This window comes from Amycolatopsis camponoti (assembly GCF_902497555.1).
Classification (GTDB): Bacteria; Actinomycetota; Actinomycetes; order Mycobacteriales; family Pseudonocardiaceae; genus Amycolatopsis; species Amycolatopsis camponoti.
This window is the reverse complement of sequence record NZ_CABVGP010000004.1, coordinates 437,736-455,123: the sequence shown is the minus strand read 5'-3', so window position 1 is coordinate 455,123 and position 17,388 is coordinate 437,736. Positions and strand designations below refer to the sequence as shown.

The following is a 17,388-nucleotide window of genomic DNA, read 5'->3' as shown; positions in this document are numbered from 1 at the left end:
AGGTTCTTCCCCCGCCGACCGGGCGGGTGCGGAATGACCCAGATCCTGTTCGCCGTGCTCGGCGTCCTCCTCTTCGTCCTGCTGACCGTGGGCACCGGACTCGCCGTCGCCGCCGAGTTCTCGCTGACCGCGCTCGAGCGCAGCACCGTCGAGGCCAACGTCCGCCAGGTCGGCGACCGCCGTGCCCTGGCCGTCCAAAAGGCCCACCGGACGCTGTCCTTCCAGCTCTCCGGTGCCCAGGTCGCGATCACGCTGACCACGCTGATCACCGGGTACCTGGCCGAGCCGCTGATCGGCGAGCTCGTCCGGCCGCTGCTCACCGGCGTCGGGCTGCCCGAGGCGTTCGCCTCGGGCGCGTCGGTCGTGCTCGCCCTGGTCATCGCCACGTCGCTGTCGATGATCCTCGGCGAAATGGTCCCGAAGAACCTCGCCATCGCCCGGCCGCTGCCGACCGCGCGCGCCGTCACCGGCTACCACTCGCGTTTCTCCGCGCTTTTCCGCTGGCTCATCACGATCATGAACAACAGCGCGAACTTCCTCGTGCGCAAGTTCGGCGTCGAGCCCCAGGAGGAGCTGCGGTCCGCGCGCTCGCCGCAGGAACTGGGCTCGATCGTGCGCTCCAGCGCCGAAAGCGGCACGCTCGACACGTCGACCGCCGAGCTGCTGGACCGCTCGCTGCGGTTCGGCGAGCGCACCGCGGAGGAGCTCATGACCCCACGCGTGCAGCTCGAGTCGCTCGCGATCGACGACACCATCGAGGACCTCATCGACATCTCGCGCCGCACCGGGTTCTCGCGGTTCCCGGTGCACGCCGAGGACCTCGACGACGTCCGCGGCGCCGTGCACGTCAAACAGGCCTTCGCCGTGCCCGCCGCCGAGCGGGCGAACGTGCCGATCGGGTCCGTCATGCGCCCGGTGCCGACCGTGCCCGAGTCCCTGCCCGGCGACGACCTGCTCAACCGGCTGCGCGACTCCCGCTTCCAGCTGGCGATCGTCGTCGACGAGTACGGCGGCACGGCGGGGCTCGTGACCCTGGAGGACGTCGTCGAGGAGATCATCGGCGACGTCCGCGACGAGCACGACGACCACGAAGGCCCGGCGTCGCAGCAGGTCGGCACCGACAGCTGGCTGGTGTCCGGGCAGCTGCGCGCCGACGAGATCACCGACGTCACCGGGTTCCGGATGCCGGACGGCGACTACGAAACCATCGCCGGGCTCATCCTCGAGCGGCTGGGCAAGATCCCCGCCGAAGGGGACGCCGCGGAGGTCGACGGCTGGCGGCTCACCGTCACCGCGATGGACAAGCGCCGGATCGCCGAGGTCGAGGTGGCCCCGGTCCGGACCGTCGAAGAACCCGCGGTAGCCGAGGTGGCCTCGTGAACGACTGGCTGAACATCGCCCTCGTGGGGGTCCTGCTGCTGGCCAACGCCTTCTTCGTCGGCGCGGAGTTCACGCTGATCTCCTCGCGGCGCGACAGGCTCGAAGCGCTCCTGGAGCAGGGCAAGACCCGCGCGAAGATCGTGATCAACGCGAGCAAGCACGTGTCGCTGATGCTCGCCGGCGCGCAGCTGGGCATCACCATCTGCTCGCTGCTGCTCGGCCGCCTCGGCGAGCCCGCGATCGCGCACCGGCTCTCGGCGTTCTTCGACCTGCTGGGGCTGCCCGAGACGCTGCTGCACGCGGTCTCGTTCGCCATCGCGCTGGCGTTCATCACCGTGCTGCACGTCCTCATCGGCGAAATGGTGCCGAAGAACCTCGCGATCGCCGAGCCCGAGCGGCTCGCGCTGTGGCTGGTGCCGGTGCACGTCGCGTGGGTCAAGCTCGCCAACCCGTTCATCTGGCTGCTCAACTTCGTCGCCAACTCGCTGTTGCGCGCGTTCAAGGTCGAGCCGAAGGACGAGCTGGAGACGGCCTACACCTCCGACGAGCTGGCCGAGCTGCTCAGCGAGTCGCGGCGCGAAGGCCTGATCGACCAGTCCGAGCACCGGCGGCTGACCCAGACGCTGTCGTCGGTGCAGAAGACGGTGGCCGACGTGCTGGTGCCGACCGCGGAGCTGACGACGCTGCCCTGCGGGCCGACCGTCGGCGACGTCGAGCGCGCGGTGTCCTCCACCGGCTTCTCGCGGTTCCCGGTGTGCACCGACGACGGGCGGCTGACCGGCTACATCCACGTGAAGGACGTTCTCGACCTGGCCGGCCTCGACCCGGCGACGATCGTGCCCGACTCGAAGACGCGCCCGCTCACCGAGCTGCGCGCCGACGCCCGGCTCGACGTCGCGCTCTCGGCGATGCGCAAGGAAGGCAGTCACCTGGCCCGGGCGCTCGACATCACGGGCAACGCCGTCGGCGTCGTCGCGCTCGAGGACCTCGTCGAGGAGTACGTGGGCACCGTCCGCGACGGAACCCACGTGGGCGCATGACCGCCGACGTGCTCGCCGAACCGGACTGGCTGGCCCGGGAGGCGGCGCACGTCGAGCGGATGCGCCGGTGGACGGTCCCGCACCAGGAGCGGCGCTCGCGCGGCGAGAAGCACCCGGTGCTGGACTTCTTGTTCACCTATTACTCGCACCGGCCGTCGCACCTGCAGCGGTGGCAGCCCGGGCCCGGCGTGGCCCTCGCCGGGCCCGCGGCGCGGCGTTTCCTGGACCGCAAGGGCTACGTCGAGACCACCGACGGCGTGGTCCTCGATCCGGCGGGCTTCACCGAAGGCAAGAAACGGACGGCCGAGTTCGTCCTCGGCCTGCTGAGTGCGACGGCGTCCCGCTCGCCGCGGCTGAACTGCTTCGGGCTGCACGAGTGGGCGATGGTCTACCGCGAGCCGGCGGACTCGGTGCGGCACGACCAGGTCCCGCTCCGGCTCGGCTCGGCGGGCACGGACGAGGTGGTCGAGTCCCTCGACATCCGGTGCGGGCACTTCGACGCGTTCCGGTTCTTCACCGACGACGCCCGCCCGCGCAACGAGCTGACGCCGTCGCGGGAGACGCAGGTCGCACTCGAGCAGCCGGGGTGCCTGCACGCGAACATGGATCTGTTCAAATGGGCCTACAAGCTCGATCCGTTCGTGCCGGCGGAGCTGGTGGCGGACGCGTTCGAGCTGGCCGTCGAGATCCGGACGCTGGACATGCGGGCGAGCCCGTACGACCTGGCCGCGCTCGGCTACCCGCCGGTGCGGATCGAAACGGCCGCCGGGCGCGCCGAATACGCCCGGGCCCAAGGCGATTTCGCCCGGCGGGCGGCGCCGGTACGTGCTCGGCTGATCGCGCACTGCCATCGCCTGGTCAGCGCAGCACCCTGAGTACGCGCCACTGTGAGTCAGATTATTCTCTCTCTGATACTCACCTGTTAGGGTGATAACGGTTTCATTGCATCGCAGCGCGTACTTGACATGCGCGGACGCGGAAAGGACGACGGACGATGGGGCGACACACCCGGGACGACGAGCCCGTGCCGCACCCTCACGACCGTGCCGGGGCGCCGGGCGAGGCCTCGAACTCTCCTCGAAGTGAGGCTTCCGGCGCCTACCCGGTTGCCGGTCCAGGAACCCCGAAGCGCAGTTCGATCTCGGCCGCGTTCGGGATCGCCGGCCGCGGCGCCCCTCGCGGCGATTCCTCGGGCTACTTCGTCTCCGGGGGCGGCGAGCCCGCGGGCCGCGGTGAGGCTTCCGGTTCGTACCCGGCCGTCCGCCGGGGTGAGGCGTCCGGTTCGTACCCCGTTGTGGCCCGCGGCGAGGCTTCCGGGTCCTACCCGGCCGCTGGGCGCGGCGACACTTCTGGCGCCGGACGTCGCGGTGAAGCGTCTGGCTCTTACCCGGCCGCTGGGCGCGGTGACGCTCCCGGTGCCGGCCGCCGCGGTGAAGCGTCTGGTTCCTACCCCGCCGCCGGGCGTGGTGAAGCTTCCGGCTCGCATCCCGTCGCAGGCCGTGGTGAAGCTCCCGCCGGCCGGCGCGGTGAGGCCTCCGGCTCCTACCCGGTCATCGGGCGCGGTGAGACCGCCGGCTCCCAGCCCGCCACCGGCCGCGGCAAGGCTCCCAAGAGCCGCCGCGGTCAGGCCCCCGATTCCTACCCGGCCGCCGGGCTCGGTGAGCCCTCCGGCTCCCAGCCCATCCCAGGCCGTGGCGAAGCTCCCACCGGCCGGCGCGGTGAAGCCTCCGGCTCCTACCCGGCCATCGGGCCCGGTGAGCCCTCCGGCTCCCAGCCCGCCACAGGCCGCGGCAAAGCTCCCGCCGGCCGCCGCGCCAAAGCCTCCGATTCCTACCCGGCCGCCGGGCTCGGTGAGAGTTCTGGTTCCCAGCCCGCCGCAGGCCGCCGTGGCGACGCCTCCGGCGGCTATCCGGTCGCCGGGCGCGGTGAAGGTTCCGGCTCACACCCCATCGCAGGTCGCGGCGAAGCTCCCGCCGGCCGCCGTGGGGAAGGCTCCGGTGCCCACCCTGGCGAAACTCCCACCGGCCGCCGGCGCGAAGATGGCGGCCGCCGCCGGGGGAAGGCCTCTCCCGGCGGCCGACCGGAAGAGTCCGCCGCCGAGCGGACCGAGGTCATCACCCGGCACGGCGAGACCTCCGGCGACTACCCGATCACCGCCCGCAGCGAGGCGTCCGGGGCCGTCCGGACCGCCGTCCCGGGCGAAAGCACCAGCTCCCCCCGCACCCTCGAACGCGAAGACGTCACCGGCGACGGCGAGAGCACGTCGCGCCGGGGCCGCCGTCGCGCGGAAGCCGCCGAGGGTGAGCAGACCGGCCGTCGTCGCGTCCCTGGCCGCAGTGACTCCACCGCTCCCGCCGGGAAGAGCGAAGGCACCGGTTCGCACCGGACTCTCGGCAAGGGCGACGCGACCGGGTCGCACCGGATCGTCGGCAAGAAGGCCCCGCGCCGCCGGATCGCCGGGTGGCCGATCGCCTGCGCCGTGCTCGCCGCCCTGATCGGGCTCGGTGTCATCGGCTGGAACTGGGCCGACAGTGAGCTCAACAGCCGCGCCGAGGCGCAGGCCGCCAGCTGTTCCGGTGGCACCTCCCACATGCGGATCATCGTCACCCCGAGCGCGCAGAAGCCCCTCACCGCCGCGGCCGACCGCTGGAACCAGGCCGCGACCGTCGTCCACGGCCAGTGCGTGCACGTGATGATCGAGGCCAAGCCTTCCTCGCAGGTGCTCGACGCGCTGGTCGGCCGCACGAACCTGGACTCCATCGGCGGTCTGCCGGCCGCGTGGCTGCCCGAATCGACCTACTGGATCAGCGAGCTGACCACGAAGAAACCCGAGATGATCGGCTCCCCCGCCCAGTCGGTCGCGAACGCGCGGTCGGCGGACTACCCGTTCGTCGGGCTGACCGGGAACGGCATCGACGACACGGCGCTCCGCGCGGCCCAGACCTTCCGCGAGTACCTCGAGCAGCCCGCCCAGCAGGCCGACTTCGCCGCCGCCGGGATCAAGGCCTAGACGCGCGTCCCGTTGTCGAGCTCGGCCACCACGGCGAGGTCGTCGTCGGCCAGCTCGAAGTCGAAGATCCCGAAGTTCTCGCGAGTCCGGGTCGTCGTGGCCGAAGCCGCCACGGCGACCGTGTCCGCCTGCAGGTGCCACCGCAGCACGATCTGGGCGGGTGTCTTGCCGTACTTCGCCGCGAGCGCGGTGACCGTCTCGTCGGCCAGCAGGCCGGCGTTGGCGGCGGGGCTCGAGGCGGCGGTCACGATGCCGCGCTCGGTGTGGAACTCGCGCAGCGGGAGCTGCTGCAGCCACGGGTGCAGCTCGATTTGGTTCAGCGCCGGGACCGCGCCGGTCGCGTCGATCAGCCGGCGCAGCTCCGCGACGCCGAACCCGGCGACGCCGACCGCGCGGACGCGGCCATCGGCGCGAAGCCGGCTCGCGGCGCGCCAGGTGTCGGTGAAGGCGCCTTTCGTCCCGTCCAGGAGGCACAGGTCGGCCCGGTCGAGCTGGAGCGCGGCCAGCGCCTGGTCGGCGGCCCGGCGAGCGGCGTCGTAGCCCTGGGCGGGCACCTTGAAACTGACGAACAGCTCGTCGCGGGGTACGCCGGCGAGCGCGTCGCCCACCGCCGCCTCGGTCCCCGGCGCGGTGTCGAAGCCGCGGTAGCCGGTGTCGAGGGCGATGCGGACGGCGCGGCCGACTTCGGACGCGGTCAGTCCCGCGACACCGAACAGCAGCTGGGGGATGCGGACTCCGTCGGACAGGGCGAGCGAAGGCGGGACGGCCATCTACCGGTGATCCTCACGTCGGATGCTGCGCGGATGTCCTCCATCATTCCACCGACGCGGCCCGCTCGCGCAGATATGCGGCCGTCGCCGGGTCGGCCGGGAAGAACGACTCGATGACCAGCTCCGCGACCGTGACGTCCAGTGGCGTGCCGAACGTGGCCACCGTGCTGAAGAACGTCAGGTCGGTGCCGTCGTGGCGGAACTTCAGCGGCACGAAGATGTCACCCGGTCCAGGGACCTCCACCTCGGGCACCGGCTGGTCGCACGGGTAGCCGCGCAGCTCGTCGAGCAGGCCGGTCAGGCCGGGGTCGGCGGTCTGGTCCACCTGGCGCCGGAGCCGGCCGAGCAGGTGGGCGCGCCACTCCCCCAGGTTGAGGACGTGCGGGGCCATGCCGTCGGGGTGCAGCGTCGCGCGCAGGACGTTGGTGGTCAGCGCGGGCGGGATCCCGGTGACGAACAGGCCGATGGCGGCGTTGGCGTCGACGAGGTCCCAGTTCCGGTCGACGACGGCGGCCGGGTAGGGATCGTGGCTCGCGAGCAGCTGCCGGACGGCCTGGCGCACGGCGCTCATCTCCGGGTCCCCCAGCGCGTTCTCGGTGTAGGCGGGCGCGAACCCGGCGGCGAGCAGCAGCCGGTTGCGCTCGCGCAGCGGCACGTCGAGGTGCTCGCCGAGGCGCAGCACCATGTCCCGGCTCGGCTTGGAGCGCCCGGTCTCCACGAAGCTGAGGTGGCGGGTGGAAATGTCCGCCGAGATGGCCAGATCGAGCTGGCTGATCCGGCGCCGGTCACGCCATTCCCGGAGAAGCTCCCCGACGGGCCGCCGCGCCGTCTGCACCGTAGTCGTCACGCGAGCGACGCTACGGCGATCACCGGGTGGCTGCCATTACTTCCGGGGTAATGGCAGGCGGGACGACGGGTGGCACCAGCCGGTGAGCCGGTCCATCAGGTCGAGGACCTCGTCTTCGGCCGGATCTTCGGTTCCCTCCGGCGCTCCGGCGTCGATAACGTCACGGGCGCCGTAGCACGCCCGCATCAGCTCGGCGGGCGTCACGCCCCGGTCAAACCCGGTGGTGGCGAGCTCTTCCAGCACCACCGCCGGTACTTCGGCCCGCGCGGCCGCGACCACTGCGCGCACCAGTTCCGGGTCGGCCTGCTCCGCGCTCGTCACGCTGTTCGGATCTTCTTCCACGAGACCGAGTGTCGCGAACCCGGACGGGGAAACGCCACCGCATTACCTGCCGCGTAATCGACGGGCCGCCGCCGCGCCGTCAGAGTGGGTCTCAGCGCAGGACGACGAAAGCCGTTGTCCCCCAACCGAAGGAGCTTCCCATGACCGACGTCCGCACCGTCGTCGAGCAGTACATCGCCGTCTGGAACGAGACCGACGGGGACAAGCGCCGCGCCCTCATCGCCGACGTCTTCACCGACTCCGCCGGCTACACCGACCCGCTCGGGGCCGTCACCGGGCACGACGGGATCGACCAGTTCGTCGGCGGGGCGCAGCAGCAGTTCGCCGGCCTGACCTTCAGTCTGCCCGCCGACCCCGACGCGCACCACGACCTCGCGCGGTTCCAGTGGTACCTCGGCACGCCCGGCGCCGAGCCCCTCGCGATCGGGTTCGACGTCGTCGAGCTCGAGGACGGCAAGATCGCGAAGGTGCACGGGTTCCTGGACAAGATGCCGGGCTGAACGAAAAGCGTGCGGGCTCCCCCGGCCAGGGGAGCCCGCGCCGTCAGCTCTTCAGCGCGCCCCGCCAGCGCACGGTCGGGCGCAGCTTGTCCGGGTTCACCCGGTGCTTGTTGGCGCCCACGATGTCGAACATCGACTCGATCAGCGTGTCCGACAGCAGGTGCGGTTCCAGCCCCAGCCCGACCAGCCCGGTGTGCTTCACGTTGTAGTAGTGCTCCGGCGCCTCGCTGCGCGGGTTCTCCAGCTGCTCGATCTGCACCGGCCCGGGGAACCGGTCGGCGACGAGGTCGGCGATGGCGGCCACCGACATGCTCTCGGTCATCTGGTTGAAGACGCGGAACTCGCCCGCCTCGGCCGGGTTCTCCACGGCCAGCCGGATGCATTCGACGGTGTCGCGGATGTCGATCAGGCCGCGCGTCTGGGCGCCCTTGCCGTACACGGTCAGCGGCTGGCCCAGCACCGCCTGGATGACGAACCGGTTCAGCACCGTGCCGAACACCGCGTCGTAGTCGAAGCGGGTCGACAGCCGCGGGTCGAGCGCCGTCTGCGGCGTCCGCTGGCCGTAGACCACGCCCTGGTTGAGGTCCGTCGCGCGCAGCCCCCACGCGCGGCACGTGAATTCGATGTTGTGCGAATCGTGGACCTTCGTCAGGTGGTAGAACGACCCGGGCCGCTTCGGGAACAACACACGATCACGGCGCCCGTTGTGTTCGAGGTCGAGCCAGCCTTCTTCGATGTCGACGTTCGGCGTGCCGTATTCGCCCATCGTGCCCAGCTTGACCAGGTGGATCGACGGATCGATCTCCGCGATCGCGTAGAGCAGGTTCAGGTTCCCGATCACGTTGTTGTGCTGGGTGTACACCGCGTGCTCGCGATCGATCATCGAGTACGGCGCGGACCGCTGCTCGGCGTAGTGCACGATCGTGTCCGGCGCGAAGTCGCGCACCGCCTCGAACAGGAACTCCGCGTCGAGCAGGTCGCCTTCGTAGCTGCTGATCACGCGCCCGGAGACTTCATGCCACGCGGCGATGCGGTCGGCCAGGGATTCGATCGGAACGAGGCTTTCGACGCCGAGTTCGGCGTCATAACCGCGGCGGGCGAAATTGTCGAGAACGGCCACCTCGTGGCCTTTGTCCGATAAGTGCAACGCGGTCGGCCAGCCCAGATATCCGTCACCGCCGAGAACCAGCACTCGCATTGTGCCGCCTTTCCTGCTCGTTTACGCCCCCCGACGTTATCGATCACGTGCTGATGAAGACCTGGCAATGAGCTGTGAATCTCCTATGCGTAGGGGACCCGGACGGCGGCGCGACGGGCCCGCGGGGAGGATGGGGGCATGACGACCGTAACCAACGGCGTGCGGCCCCGCACAACGGAGAAGACCCGCCGCCGAGGCTGGGCCCGGCTGGCGCGCGCCGCGGCGACGTCCGTCGCGGCCACGGTCGTCAGCCAGGTCGTGCTGCTCGCGGTGCTCGCCACCGGTGGTGCGGCGGCCCTGGCGAGCACGCTGGCCTGGGCGGCCGGCGCGGTGCTGAACTTCGTGGTCACGCGCCGCTGGGTGTGGGGCCGCACCGGGCGCCCCCGCGTGCGCCGCGAACTGCTGCCCTACCTGGTCGTCATCGGCCTCGGCGGCCTCGCGTCGATCGGCCTGACGACCCTGGCCGGCTCGCTGCTGACGCCGCTGAACCTGCCGCACGTCTGGTGGGTCGTGCTCGTCGACGGCGCGTACGTGGCCAGTTACGCGCTGGTGTTCGTCGTCAAGTTCACCCTGCTCGACCGGCTCGTGTTCGGCCGCGGCGCAGCACGTACCCCCGCCACCACGTTCCCGTCATGACCCGGGCGTAGTTGGCGCCGTAGACGACGCTGCCACCCTTCTTGCTCTTGCCCGCCTTGCGCAGCCGCATGCTCATCGGCAGCTCGACGACCCGGGCCCCGCGCGCGGTCACGCCGAGCATCAGCTCCGACGACTGGTACTGCGGTTCGTTGAGCGGAACCGAGCACGCCAGGTCCGCCCGCATCGCCCGGAAGCCGAACGACGTGTCGGTGATCCGCCGCCCGGTCAGCACCGACGCCAGGACCGCGAACACGCGCACGCCCAGCCACCGGACCCGGCTGTCGGCCTCTTCGTGGCCGAGCCGCCGGGACCCGGTGACGAAGTCCGCGGTACCGTCCACGACCGGCCTGACCAGGGCTTCCAGTTCACTGTTGTCGTATTGGCCGTCGGCGTCGGTGGTCACGATGTAGTCGGCGCCGGCGTCGGCCGCGAGGTGGTAACCCAGGCGCAGTGCGGCGCCCTGACCGCGGTTGCGGGGCGCGACGCAGACGTACGCGCCGTGCTCCTCGGCGATCGCCGCCGTGTCGTCGGTGCCGCCGTCGACCACGACGAGCACGTCGACGCGCATGCCGAGGCACTCGTCCGGCATCTTTTCCAGGACTTCGCCGATACCGTCGGCTTCGTTGTAGGCCGCGATCACGACGGTCAGCGGGGCCAGCTCCAGCTCGGGGTGGCGGCCGCGGAAGTCGTCGAGGGCACCGGAGTCGACGTCGTCGGGGAACGCGGCGAGGCGCTTGCGGCTGGCCGACGTCAGCGTCGTGAAGCCGAGCGCGCCGGCCACCGGCAGCAGCACGAGGGCCGGGATCTGGTAGCGCCAGGAGAACTGGAACACGGCCGAGGCGAAGAGCAGGATCAGCCCGCTCGACGCCGCCAGCAGCGCACCCGCCCGCGCCCGGTCCAGCGGCTTCTTGCGGCGGAAGACCGTCAGCAGCCCCAGCAGCGCGCCGATGCCGAGCACCGCGCCCGGGACGTAACCGCCGCCGAGCTGGTAGTCGCGGAGGAACTTGGCCAGAGGTTGGTCGACGCTCGCGACGACGCCGTCGTTCTGCTGGGTGACGAGGTCGATCAGCGACTGGTCGGCCCACTGCGGGTAGGTGAGCTGGAACTGCCACCGGTCCAGGGGGACGTCGGTCGGATCCTGCTCACGCGTCCAGGCGAAGCTCTTGGAGAAGTCCTTCAGGATCGCTTCGGCGACGTCGCCGGGCTGCTCCTTCAGGACGTCGCTCGCGAACTCGTGCGCGAGCGCGGCCTTGTCCGCGCCCGGCGGCAGCGGTCCCGGCCAGTTCGGGTCGAGGTCGGCGTGGGTGTAGTTGTCCACCAGCCGGGTCTCGCGCGGTTCCGTCGGGCAGAACACCTGCAGCTCGGGCGCCAGGTGCAGGTTCGCGCAGTCGGCGACGGCGGCGGTCCGGCCGTAGAGCATGTTCCCGGACGGCCCGGTCAGCCCCCACTTGCCGGTCTCCGAGTGGACCCGCGCCGAGTAGGGCACGAGCACGACGAGCAGTCCCAGCACGCCGGCCCCCGCGCGGCGCCAGCCGGCCCAGTGCCGCCACGCTCCCCCGGCGACGACCAGGAACAGCAGCAGTGGCAGGCCGACGGAGATCCCGACCAGCCGGGTCAGCACGCCGAAGCCGAGCAGCAGCCCAGCGGCGCCAGCGCGCTTCCAGCCCGGCGTGCCCCAGCCGAGCAGCAGCCAGAGCAGGCCGAGCAGGACGGCTTCGAAGACGACCTCGGACATGATGTTCTGCTCGATCTGCAACTGGTAGGCGTCGAGCAGCACCGGCACCGCGGCAAGCGCGGCGACCCACGGGCGCCCACCGAGCCGCAGGACCAGCCCGTAGATCCCGACCGCGACGAGCAGGCCGCCGACGTGCTGCGCGGCCGTGACCCAAGCGAGCCCGCCGACCGCCAGCAACGGCCGCAACACGAGGTCGTAGCCGATCGGGTCGAGCTGGTCGGCGCGCAGCGCGTGCAGGTTGTCGATGTAGCGGAACGAATCGATGTACAGCAGCGCGGGCCGGTACGCGAGCCAGGTCAGCACCCGGAGGGCGATCGCCGGGACGAGGAGCAGGAGCAGCAGCCAGTGCCGCCGGAGGAACGCCGTCACGGTGTCGCGTGTGGACGGTCGAGGCCGGAGAAGTACTTCCACGCCGTCGCCAGGCCGTCGGTGAGCGAGATTTCCGGGCGGTACCCGATGGTCTTCGCGCTGGCCGAGACGTCGACGACGACCGCGGGCATCTCCCCCGCCGGCGCCTCGACGTGCTCGACGGGCAGCTCGGCGCCGGTCACCTCACGCACGGCCTCGACCATCTCCAGCACGGACACCGAGCGCCCGGCGCCGACGATCGCGCGGCCGGTGTGGCCGCTTTCGAAGGCCGAGAGGATCGCGCCGACGACGTCGTCGACGTGCACGAGGTCGCGGCGCTGCCGGCCGTCGCCGTAGATCTTGATCCCGCCGCCGGTGAGCGCGGCGCGCATCATGCGCGGCACGAAACTGTCCTTGTGGGACATTCCCGGGCCGTAGACGTTGGTGAACCGCAACGCACACGTCGTCATGCCGTACGCGCCGGCGTAGCCCGAGAGCAGCATCTCGCACGCGGCTTTCGTGGCGCCGTAGGGCGTCAGCGGCCGCAGCGGCAGGTCCGGGGTGATCGTCGCGGTGCCGACGTCGCCGATCACCGCGTTGGTCGAGGCGAGCAGGAACTTCGGCACCTCGAGACGGCGCGCCAGCTCGAGCAGTTCCTGGGTCACCAGGACGTTGTCGGCGAAGGTGTCCTCGGGCAGCTCGACCGACTTCAGCACCGACGTCAGCGCGGCGAGGTGCACGATCCCGGCGGACTCGCGGGTCACCGCCTCCTCACGAACGGCGGCGTCGCGGAGGTCACCGGTGACCACGCGGACGTCACCCGAGTCGTCCGGGAACGGGACGCGGTCCACGACGGTGACCGGGACGCCCCGGTCGCGGAGGGCGCGCACGACGGCCCGGCCGATGAAGCCACTGCCGCCGGTCACGACCACGGACGTCCGATCAGGATCGTGCGCACTCGACATGGCGCCAACCTACCTCCCGTTCCTGTGCGGGCCCGGCCCGGCGTACGCACTACTGCGTACGGCCGTCGCCCCGGCCGGATCGGTGTCCTTGAGCGGCGACGACCGACGTCGGCGTCATCCCGGCGAGCCGGTCGTGCCCGGCCGGGACCGAGGCGATCGTCATCCGGACGGACGACGAGGACCCGGGCAACGCGAACTCGCGCGGCGGGTTCATCGGGGCGGTCAGCAGCACGAGCAACACGGAGATGTTCTTCTGCCGGGTGAACGGCGCCGCGTTCCGCGGGATCACGCAGTCCGGCTCGTTCCGGCCGTACGCGGTGCTGAAGCTGGGCGCGAACTGCCCGAACGGCTCGCAGGAGTTCTCGCGCCGGTTCGACAACGAGGACGACAGCAACAACAACTCCTACAGCGCGGCGGCCGGGATCAGCAGCATCGCGCAGTCGATGGTCAGCGCCGGCTCGAACACCACGCTGAACGTCCGGATCGCCCGGTAACCACCGGTTCGTATCTCTCTCGGCTCGCCGGGTCTTTCTTCACCGGACGAGCCGAGGGGGATCACCGGTGGGCAGTGAACTGACGGCGCGGCACCTGGACCGCGCCCTCGAAGTCGTGCGCGAGTTCCGGTCGGCGGGGCCGGCGGCCGGGCTCGCCGGGCTCGGCCGGCTGGTCGGCTGCGACTTCGTGTCGTGCACGAGCGCGGAGCACACGACGCGGCGGCTGACCGGTGCGGTCACCGAGCGGCCGGAGGACAACCTGATGCGCCACCCGGAGTTCCGGGCGCAGGTGAGCAGGCACCCGGCGTTCGCGGCGCACCGGAGCGGGCGGCTGCCGCTGGGGACGTCGGCCGCGCTGACCGACCTGGCGGACCTGCGCACGCTGCGGGCACTGCCGCTGTACACGGACTTCTACCGCCCGCGCGGCACGATCGACCAGCTGCTGTGCGTGGTCGAGGTCGACGACCGCGCCGGGCGCATCCTGACGCTCAGCCGGTCACGGCCCGGGTTCTCTTCCCTCGACCGGGCGCTGGTCGACCTGCTCGCGCCGCACCTGGCCCAGGCGCTGGCCCGCGAGGAACGACCGCCGGTCCACCCGGTCGACGCGGCCGCCACGGAACTGCTGACCGCCCGCGAGCGGCAGGTGGCGGAAGCCGTGACCCGCGCCGCCTGCGACCGTGAGATCGCCCGCCGCCTCGGCATCAGCTCGCGGACGGTCCAGAAGCACCTGCAGCGGATCTACCGCAAACTCGACCTCACCAGCCGCACCGAGCTGCTGGTCCGGCTGTCCGGCGCCGGCTCGTGAGCGCGCTAGGCGAACGCCTCCGGCGGTGGGCACGAGCAGACCAGGTTGCGGTCGCCGGCCGCGCCGTCGATGCGCCGGACGGGCGGCCAGACCTTCGCCGCGCCCGGACCCGCCGGGAACACCGCGACCTCCCGGCTGTACGGCCGGTCCCACTCTCCCGCGACACAGCGCGCCGTGTGCGGGGCCTGCCGCAGCGGCGACTCGTCCAGGGCCCACTCCCCCGCGGCGACGCGGTCGATCTCCGCGCGGATCGCGATCATCGCCGCGCAGAAGCGGTCCAGCTCGGCCAGGTCCTCGCTCTCGGTCGGCTCCACCATCAGCGTGCCCGCGACCGGGAACGACATCGTCGGCGCGTGGAGGCCGTAGTCCGCCAGCCGTTTCGCGACGTCGTCGACCGTCACGCCGGTCGCCTTGGTCAGCGGCCGCAGGTCGAGGACGCACTCGTGGGCGACCAGCCCCTCGTGTCCCGCGTACAGCACCGGGTAGTGCTCCCCGAGCCTCTTCGCGACGTAGTTGGCGTTGGCCACCGCGACGAGCGTCGCCCGGCGCAGGCCGGCCGCGCCCATCATCCGGACGTACGCCCACGAGATCGGCAGGATCGACGCGCTCCCCCACGGCGCCGCGCTCACCGGCCCGACCCCGGTCACCGGGCCGGCCGCCGGCTGCAGCGGGTGGTTCGGCAGGAACGGCGCCAGGTGCGCGCGGACCCCGATCGGCCCGACGCCGGGTCCGCCACCGCCGTGCGGGATGCAGAACGTCTTGTGCAGGTTCAGGTGCGAGACGTCGGCGCCGAACCGGCCGTACTGCGCCACGCCGATCAGGGCGTTGAGGTTGGCGCCGTCGACGTACACCTGCCCGCCCGCGTCGTGCACCAGCGCGCACACCTCGCCGACGGTGTCCTCGTAGACCCCGTGCGTCGACGGGTAGGTGATCATGATCGCGGCGAGGTCGTCACGATGGTCATCCACAGTGGACCGCAGGTGCGCGAGGTCGATGTTCCCCGCGTCGTCGCACCGGACGACGACCACCCGCAGGCCGGCCATGACGGCGCTCGCCGCGTTCGTGCCGTGGGCGCTCGCCGGGATCAGGCAGACGTCGCGCTCGCCCTCGCCGCGCGCACGGTGGTAGGCGCGGATGGCCAGCAGCCCGGCGAACTCGCCCTGGCTGCCCGCGTTCGGTTGCAGGGAAACCGTGTCGTAGCCGGTGATCCGGGCGAGCCACGCGCCGAGGTCGGCGATCACTTCCAGGAGCCCGGCGGCGTCTTCGGCGGGCGCGAACGGGTGCAGCCCGGCGAACTCCGGCCAGCTGATCGGCTCCATCTCGGCGGTGGCGTTGAGCTTCATGGTGCACGAGCCGAGCGGGATCATGCTGCGGTCCAGCGCGACGTCCTTGTCCGCCAGCTGCCGCAGGTAGCGCAGCAGCGCGGTTTCCGAGCGGTGGGTGTGGAAGACCGGGTGCGTGAGGAACTCCGTCGTGCGCCGCAGCGGCGCCGGGAGGGCGTCCGCCGTGTCGGCATCGAGACCATCCACATCGGACACCGAGACGCCGAACGCCTTCCACACGCACGAAAGCCGTTCACGGGTGGTCGTTTCGTCGCAGGCGACGCCGACGTGGTCGTCGTCGACGAGCCGCAGGTTCACGCCGAGGTCGCGAGCCGCCGCGACGACCGTGTGCGCGCGCCCGGGCACCGCCGCGACGACCGTGTCGAAGAATTCGCCGTGCACGACCTCGACGCCGCCTTCGCAGAGACCGGCGGCGAGCACGGTGGCCATCCGGTGGGCGCGCAGCGCGATCCCGCGCAGCCCCTCGGGTCCGTGGTGCACCGCGTACATCGACGCCATCACCGCCAGCAGGACCTGCGCGGTGCAGATGTTCGACGTCGCCTTCTCGCGGCGGATGTGCTGCTCGCGAGTCTGGAGGGCGAGCCGGTACGCGGGCGCGCCGTCGGCGTCCTTCGCGACGCCGACGAGCCGGCCGGGCAGCTGCCGCTCCAGGCCTTTCCGGACGGCGAGGTAGGCGGCGTGCGGACCGCCGAAGCCGAGCGGGACGCCGAACCGCTGGGTGGATCCGACGGCGACGTCGGCACCCAGTTCCCCCGGCGACCGCAGCAGCGTCAAGGCGAGGGGGTCGGCGGCGATGATCACCGCGGCGCCGGCTTTCTTGGCGTCGGCGATCGCGAAGTCGAACTCGTGCACCGCGCCGGACGCACCCGGGTAGGACAGCAGGACCCCGAAGAAGTCGCCGCCGAGGCCGAGCCCGGTCAGGCCCTGGGAGAGGTCTTCGACGACGAGTTCGATGCCGAGGGGTTCGGCGCGGGTCCGGAGGACGGCGAGGGTCTGCGGCAGGGTGTCCCGGTCGACGACGAACCGGGGTGACGCGGACTTCCCGGCCCGCCGCACCAGCGTCATGGCCTCGGCGGCAGCGGTGGCCTCGTCGAGCATGGAGGCGTTGGCGACGGGCAGCCCGGTGAGGTCGGCGACCATGGTCTGGAAGTTGAGCAGCGCCTCGAGCCGACCCTGCGAAATCTCGGGCTGGTAAGGCGTGTACGCGGTGTACCAGGCGGGGTTCTCGAGCACGTTCCGCCGGATGACGGGCGGAGTGACGGTGTCGTGGTACCCGAGCCCGATCATCTGGACCATCGGCCGATTCCGCGAGGCGAGCTCCCGCAGCTCGGCGAGCGCCTGGGCCTCACTGGCAGCGGGCGGCAGCTCGAGCGGCTGAGCGGAGGAGCGAAGCGACTCGGGAACAGCACGCTCGGAGAGCTCGTCAAGAGAAGCGACCCCGACAACATCGAGAATCCGCCGAAGCTCGCCGGGCCCTGGCCCGATGTGCCGCTCGGCAAAGGGAACACCTTGCTCAAGCGAGGCAAGCGACAGATCCACGATGGCCTCCCGAACGGCGGTGTCTTACCAAGCCGACTCTAGAGCGGAAGGTGACCACGGCGGGGGTCCGGGGGCGGAGCCCGCCGGGCGGGGTGTGGGGGTTGCACCCCCACAAGACACTCCGGAGCGAGCCGGGTGAGCGCGCAGCGCGAGCGCAGCTCACCCGCGAGCGCGGAACCCTCCCCACTCTGTCCGTACCCCGAGGGGCGCCTGAGAGTTTCACCCGAGGTTGAGCCGGGCTTGCACCGTCGGCGGGGCCACCAGGTTGTGTCCTGACGACCCGCTTTCCAGAGGCGTCTAGTCCGCGCGGTCCGGGGTGCCTGAGAGGTTCCGGGGAGGACTTGCTCCTTCGGCGCCGAGCTCGTGGTGTGACTCGGACTCTCCCGCGCGGATTCGTCGACCGCAGGGAGGATCTTACTCGCCTCCCCGCGGCGAT

General features: G+C 71.6%; 16 protein-coding genes and 1 riboswitch. Of the genes, 8 read left to right on the top strand and 8 right to left on the bottom strand.

Annotated elements, in window-relative coordinates; translation table 11 throughout:
- Positions 1-33 precede the first annotated feature (33 nt).
- The 4 genes from AA23TX_RS49085 (at position 34) to AA23TX_RS50670 (ending at position 5,430) form a co-directional block, all read left to right on the top strand.
- Positions 34-1,380, top strand: coding sequence for a hemolysin family protein (locus AA23TX_RS49085; protein ID WP_155549901.1), 1,347 nt, complete (start codon positions 34-36; stop codon positions 1,378-1,380).
- Positions 1,377-2,420, top strand: coding sequence for a hemolysin family protein (locus AA23TX_RS49080; protein ID WP_155549900.1), 1,044 nt, complete (start codon positions 1,377-1,379; stop codon positions 2,418-2,420). Before AA23TX_RS49085 ends, AA23TX_RS49080 begins: the two co-directional genes overlap by 4 nt.
- Positions 2,417-3,295, top strand: coding sequence for a 3-methyladenine DNA glycosylase (locus tag AA23TX_RS49075; RefSeq protein WP_155549899.1), 879 nt, complete (start codon positions 2,417-2,419; stop codon positions 3,293-3,295). Before AA23TX_RS49080 ends, AA23TX_RS49075 begins: the two co-directional genes overlap by 4 nt.
- Positions 3,296-4,899: 1,604 nt before the next feature.
- The gene (locus AA23TX_RS50670; RefSeq protein WP_230863149.1) at positions 4,900-5,430 is read left to right on the top strand and encodes a hypothetical protein; all 531 of its coding nucleotides are present in this window, start codon (positions 4,900-4,902) and stop codon (positions 5,428-5,430) included.
- Here AA23TX_RS50670 and AA23TX_RS49065 read toward each other — a convergent pair.
- The 3 genes from AA23TX_RS49065 to AA23TX_RS49055 are packed head-to-tail and all read right to left on the bottom strand — an operon-like array spanning position 5,427 to position 7,389.
- Positions 5,427-6,200, bottom strand: a complete 774-nt coding sequence (locus tag AA23TX_RS49065; protein WP_155549897.1) for an aldo/keto reductase — start codon at positions 6,198-6,200, stop codon at positions 5,427-5,429. The genes AA23TX_RS50670 and AA23TX_RS49065 overlap by 4 nt on opposite strands.
- A 43-nt stretch (positions 6,201-6,243) precedes the next feature.
- Positions 6,244-7,047, bottom strand: coding sequence for a helix-turn-helix domain-containing protein (locus AA23TX_RS49060; RefSeq protein ID WP_196425968.1), 804 nt, complete (start codon positions 7,045-7,047; stop codon positions 6,244-6,246).
- A gap of 36 nt (positions 7,048-7,083) precedes the next feature.
- Positions 7,084-7,389 carry a hypothetical protein gene (locus AA23TX_RS49055; RefSeq protein ID WP_155549896.1) on the bottom strand — a complete coding sequence of 102 codons (306 nt, stop codon included), beginning with the start codon at positions 7,387-7,389 and terminating at the stop codon, positions 7,084-7,086.
- A gap of 140 nt (positions 7,390-7,529) precedes the next feature.
- On the opposite strand from AA23TX_RS49055, the gene AA23TX_RS49050 reads away from it, so the two are divergent.
- Positions 7,530-7,889, top strand: a complete 360-nt coding sequence (locus tag AA23TX_RS49050; RefSeq protein WP_155549895.1) for a nuclear transport factor 2 family protein — start codon at positions 7,530-7,532, stop codon at positions 7,887-7,889.
- A 43-nt stretch (positions 7,890-7,932) separates the two neighbouring features.
- Here the strand turns inward: AA23TX_RS49050 and AA23TX_RS49045 are convergent, their stop codons facing one another.
- Positions 7,933-9,087 carry an NAD-dependent epimerase/dehydratase family protein gene (locus AA23TX_RS49045; protein WP_155549894.1) on the bottom strand — a complete coding sequence of 385 codons (1,155 nt, stop codon included), beginning with the start codon at positions 9,085-9,087 and terminating at the stop codon, positions 7,933-7,935.
- A gap of 138 nt (positions 9,088-9,225) precedes the next feature.
- Between AA23TX_RS49045 and AA23TX_RS49040 the strand changes: the two genes are divergently transcribed.
- Positions 9,226-9,723, top strand: a complete 498-nt coding sequence (locus AA23TX_RS49040; protein ID WP_155549893.1) for a GtrA family protein — start codon at positions 9,226-9,228, stop codon at positions 9,721-9,723.
- Here AA23TX_RS49040 and AA23TX_RS49035 read toward each other — a convergent pair.
- Genes AA23TX_RS49035 through AA23TX_RS49025 form a run of 3 tightly spaced genes read right to left on the bottom strand, consistent with a single transcriptional unit; the run spans position 9,653 to position 13,012 of the window.
- The gene (locus tag AA23TX_RS49035) at positions 9,653-11,827 is read right to left on the bottom strand and encodes a glycosyltransferase family 2 protein (RefSeq protein WP_155549892.1); all 2,175 of its coding nucleotides are present in this window, start codon (positions 11,825-11,827) and stop codon (positions 9,653-9,655) included. The genes AA23TX_RS49040 and AA23TX_RS49035 overlap by 71 nt on opposite strands.
- Positions 11,824-12,771, bottom strand: coding sequence for an NAD-dependent epimerase/dehydratase family protein (locus AA23TX_RS49030; RefSeq protein WP_196425967.1), 948 nt, complete (start codon positions 12,769-12,771; stop codon positions 11,824-11,826). Before AA23TX_RS49030 ends, AA23TX_RS49035 begins: the two co-directional genes overlap by 4 nt.
- Before the next feature lie 49 nt (positions 12,772-12,820).
- Positions 12,821-13,012 carry a hypothetical protein gene (locus AA23TX_RS49025; RefSeq protein ID WP_155549891.1) on the bottom strand — a complete coding sequence of 64 codons (192 nt, stop codon included), beginning with the start codon at positions 13,010-13,012 and terminating at the stop codon, positions 12,821-12,823.
- On the opposite strand from AA23TX_RS49025, the gene AA23TX_RS49020 reads away from it, so the two are divergent.
- Both AA23TX_RS49020 and AA23TX_RS49015 read left to right on the top strand, forming a co-directional pair.
- The gene (locus AA23TX_RS49020) at positions 12,927-13,265 is read left to right on the top strand and encodes a hypothetical protein (protein ID WP_500676500.1); all 339 of its coding nucleotides are present in this window, start codon (positions 12,927-12,929) and stop codon (positions 13,263-13,265) included. The genes AA23TX_RS49025 and AA23TX_RS49020 overlap by 86 nt on opposite strands.
- 67 nt (positions 13,266-13,332) lie before the next feature.
- Positions 13,333-14,070, top strand: coding sequence for a helix-turn-helix transcriptional regulator (locus tag AA23TX_RS49015; RefSeq protein ID WP_155549889.1), 738 nt, complete (start codon positions 13,333-13,335; stop codon positions 14,068-14,070).
- Between the two features lie 5 nt (positions 14,071-14,075).
- Here the strand turns inward: AA23TX_RS49015 and gcvP are convergent, their stop codons facing one another.
- Positions 14,076-16,955: an aminomethyl-transferring glycine dehydrogenase gene (gcvP, locus tag AA23TX_RS49010; RefSeq protein ID WP_196425981.1), complete on the bottom strand. Its 2,880-nt coding sequence runs from the start codon at positions 16,953-16,955 to the stop codon at positions 14,076-14,078.
- Between the two features lie 294 nt (positions 16,956-17,249).
- Positions 17,250-17,348, bottom strand: a riboswitch (glycine riboswitch).
- Positions 17,349-17,388 lie beyond the last annotated feature (40 nt).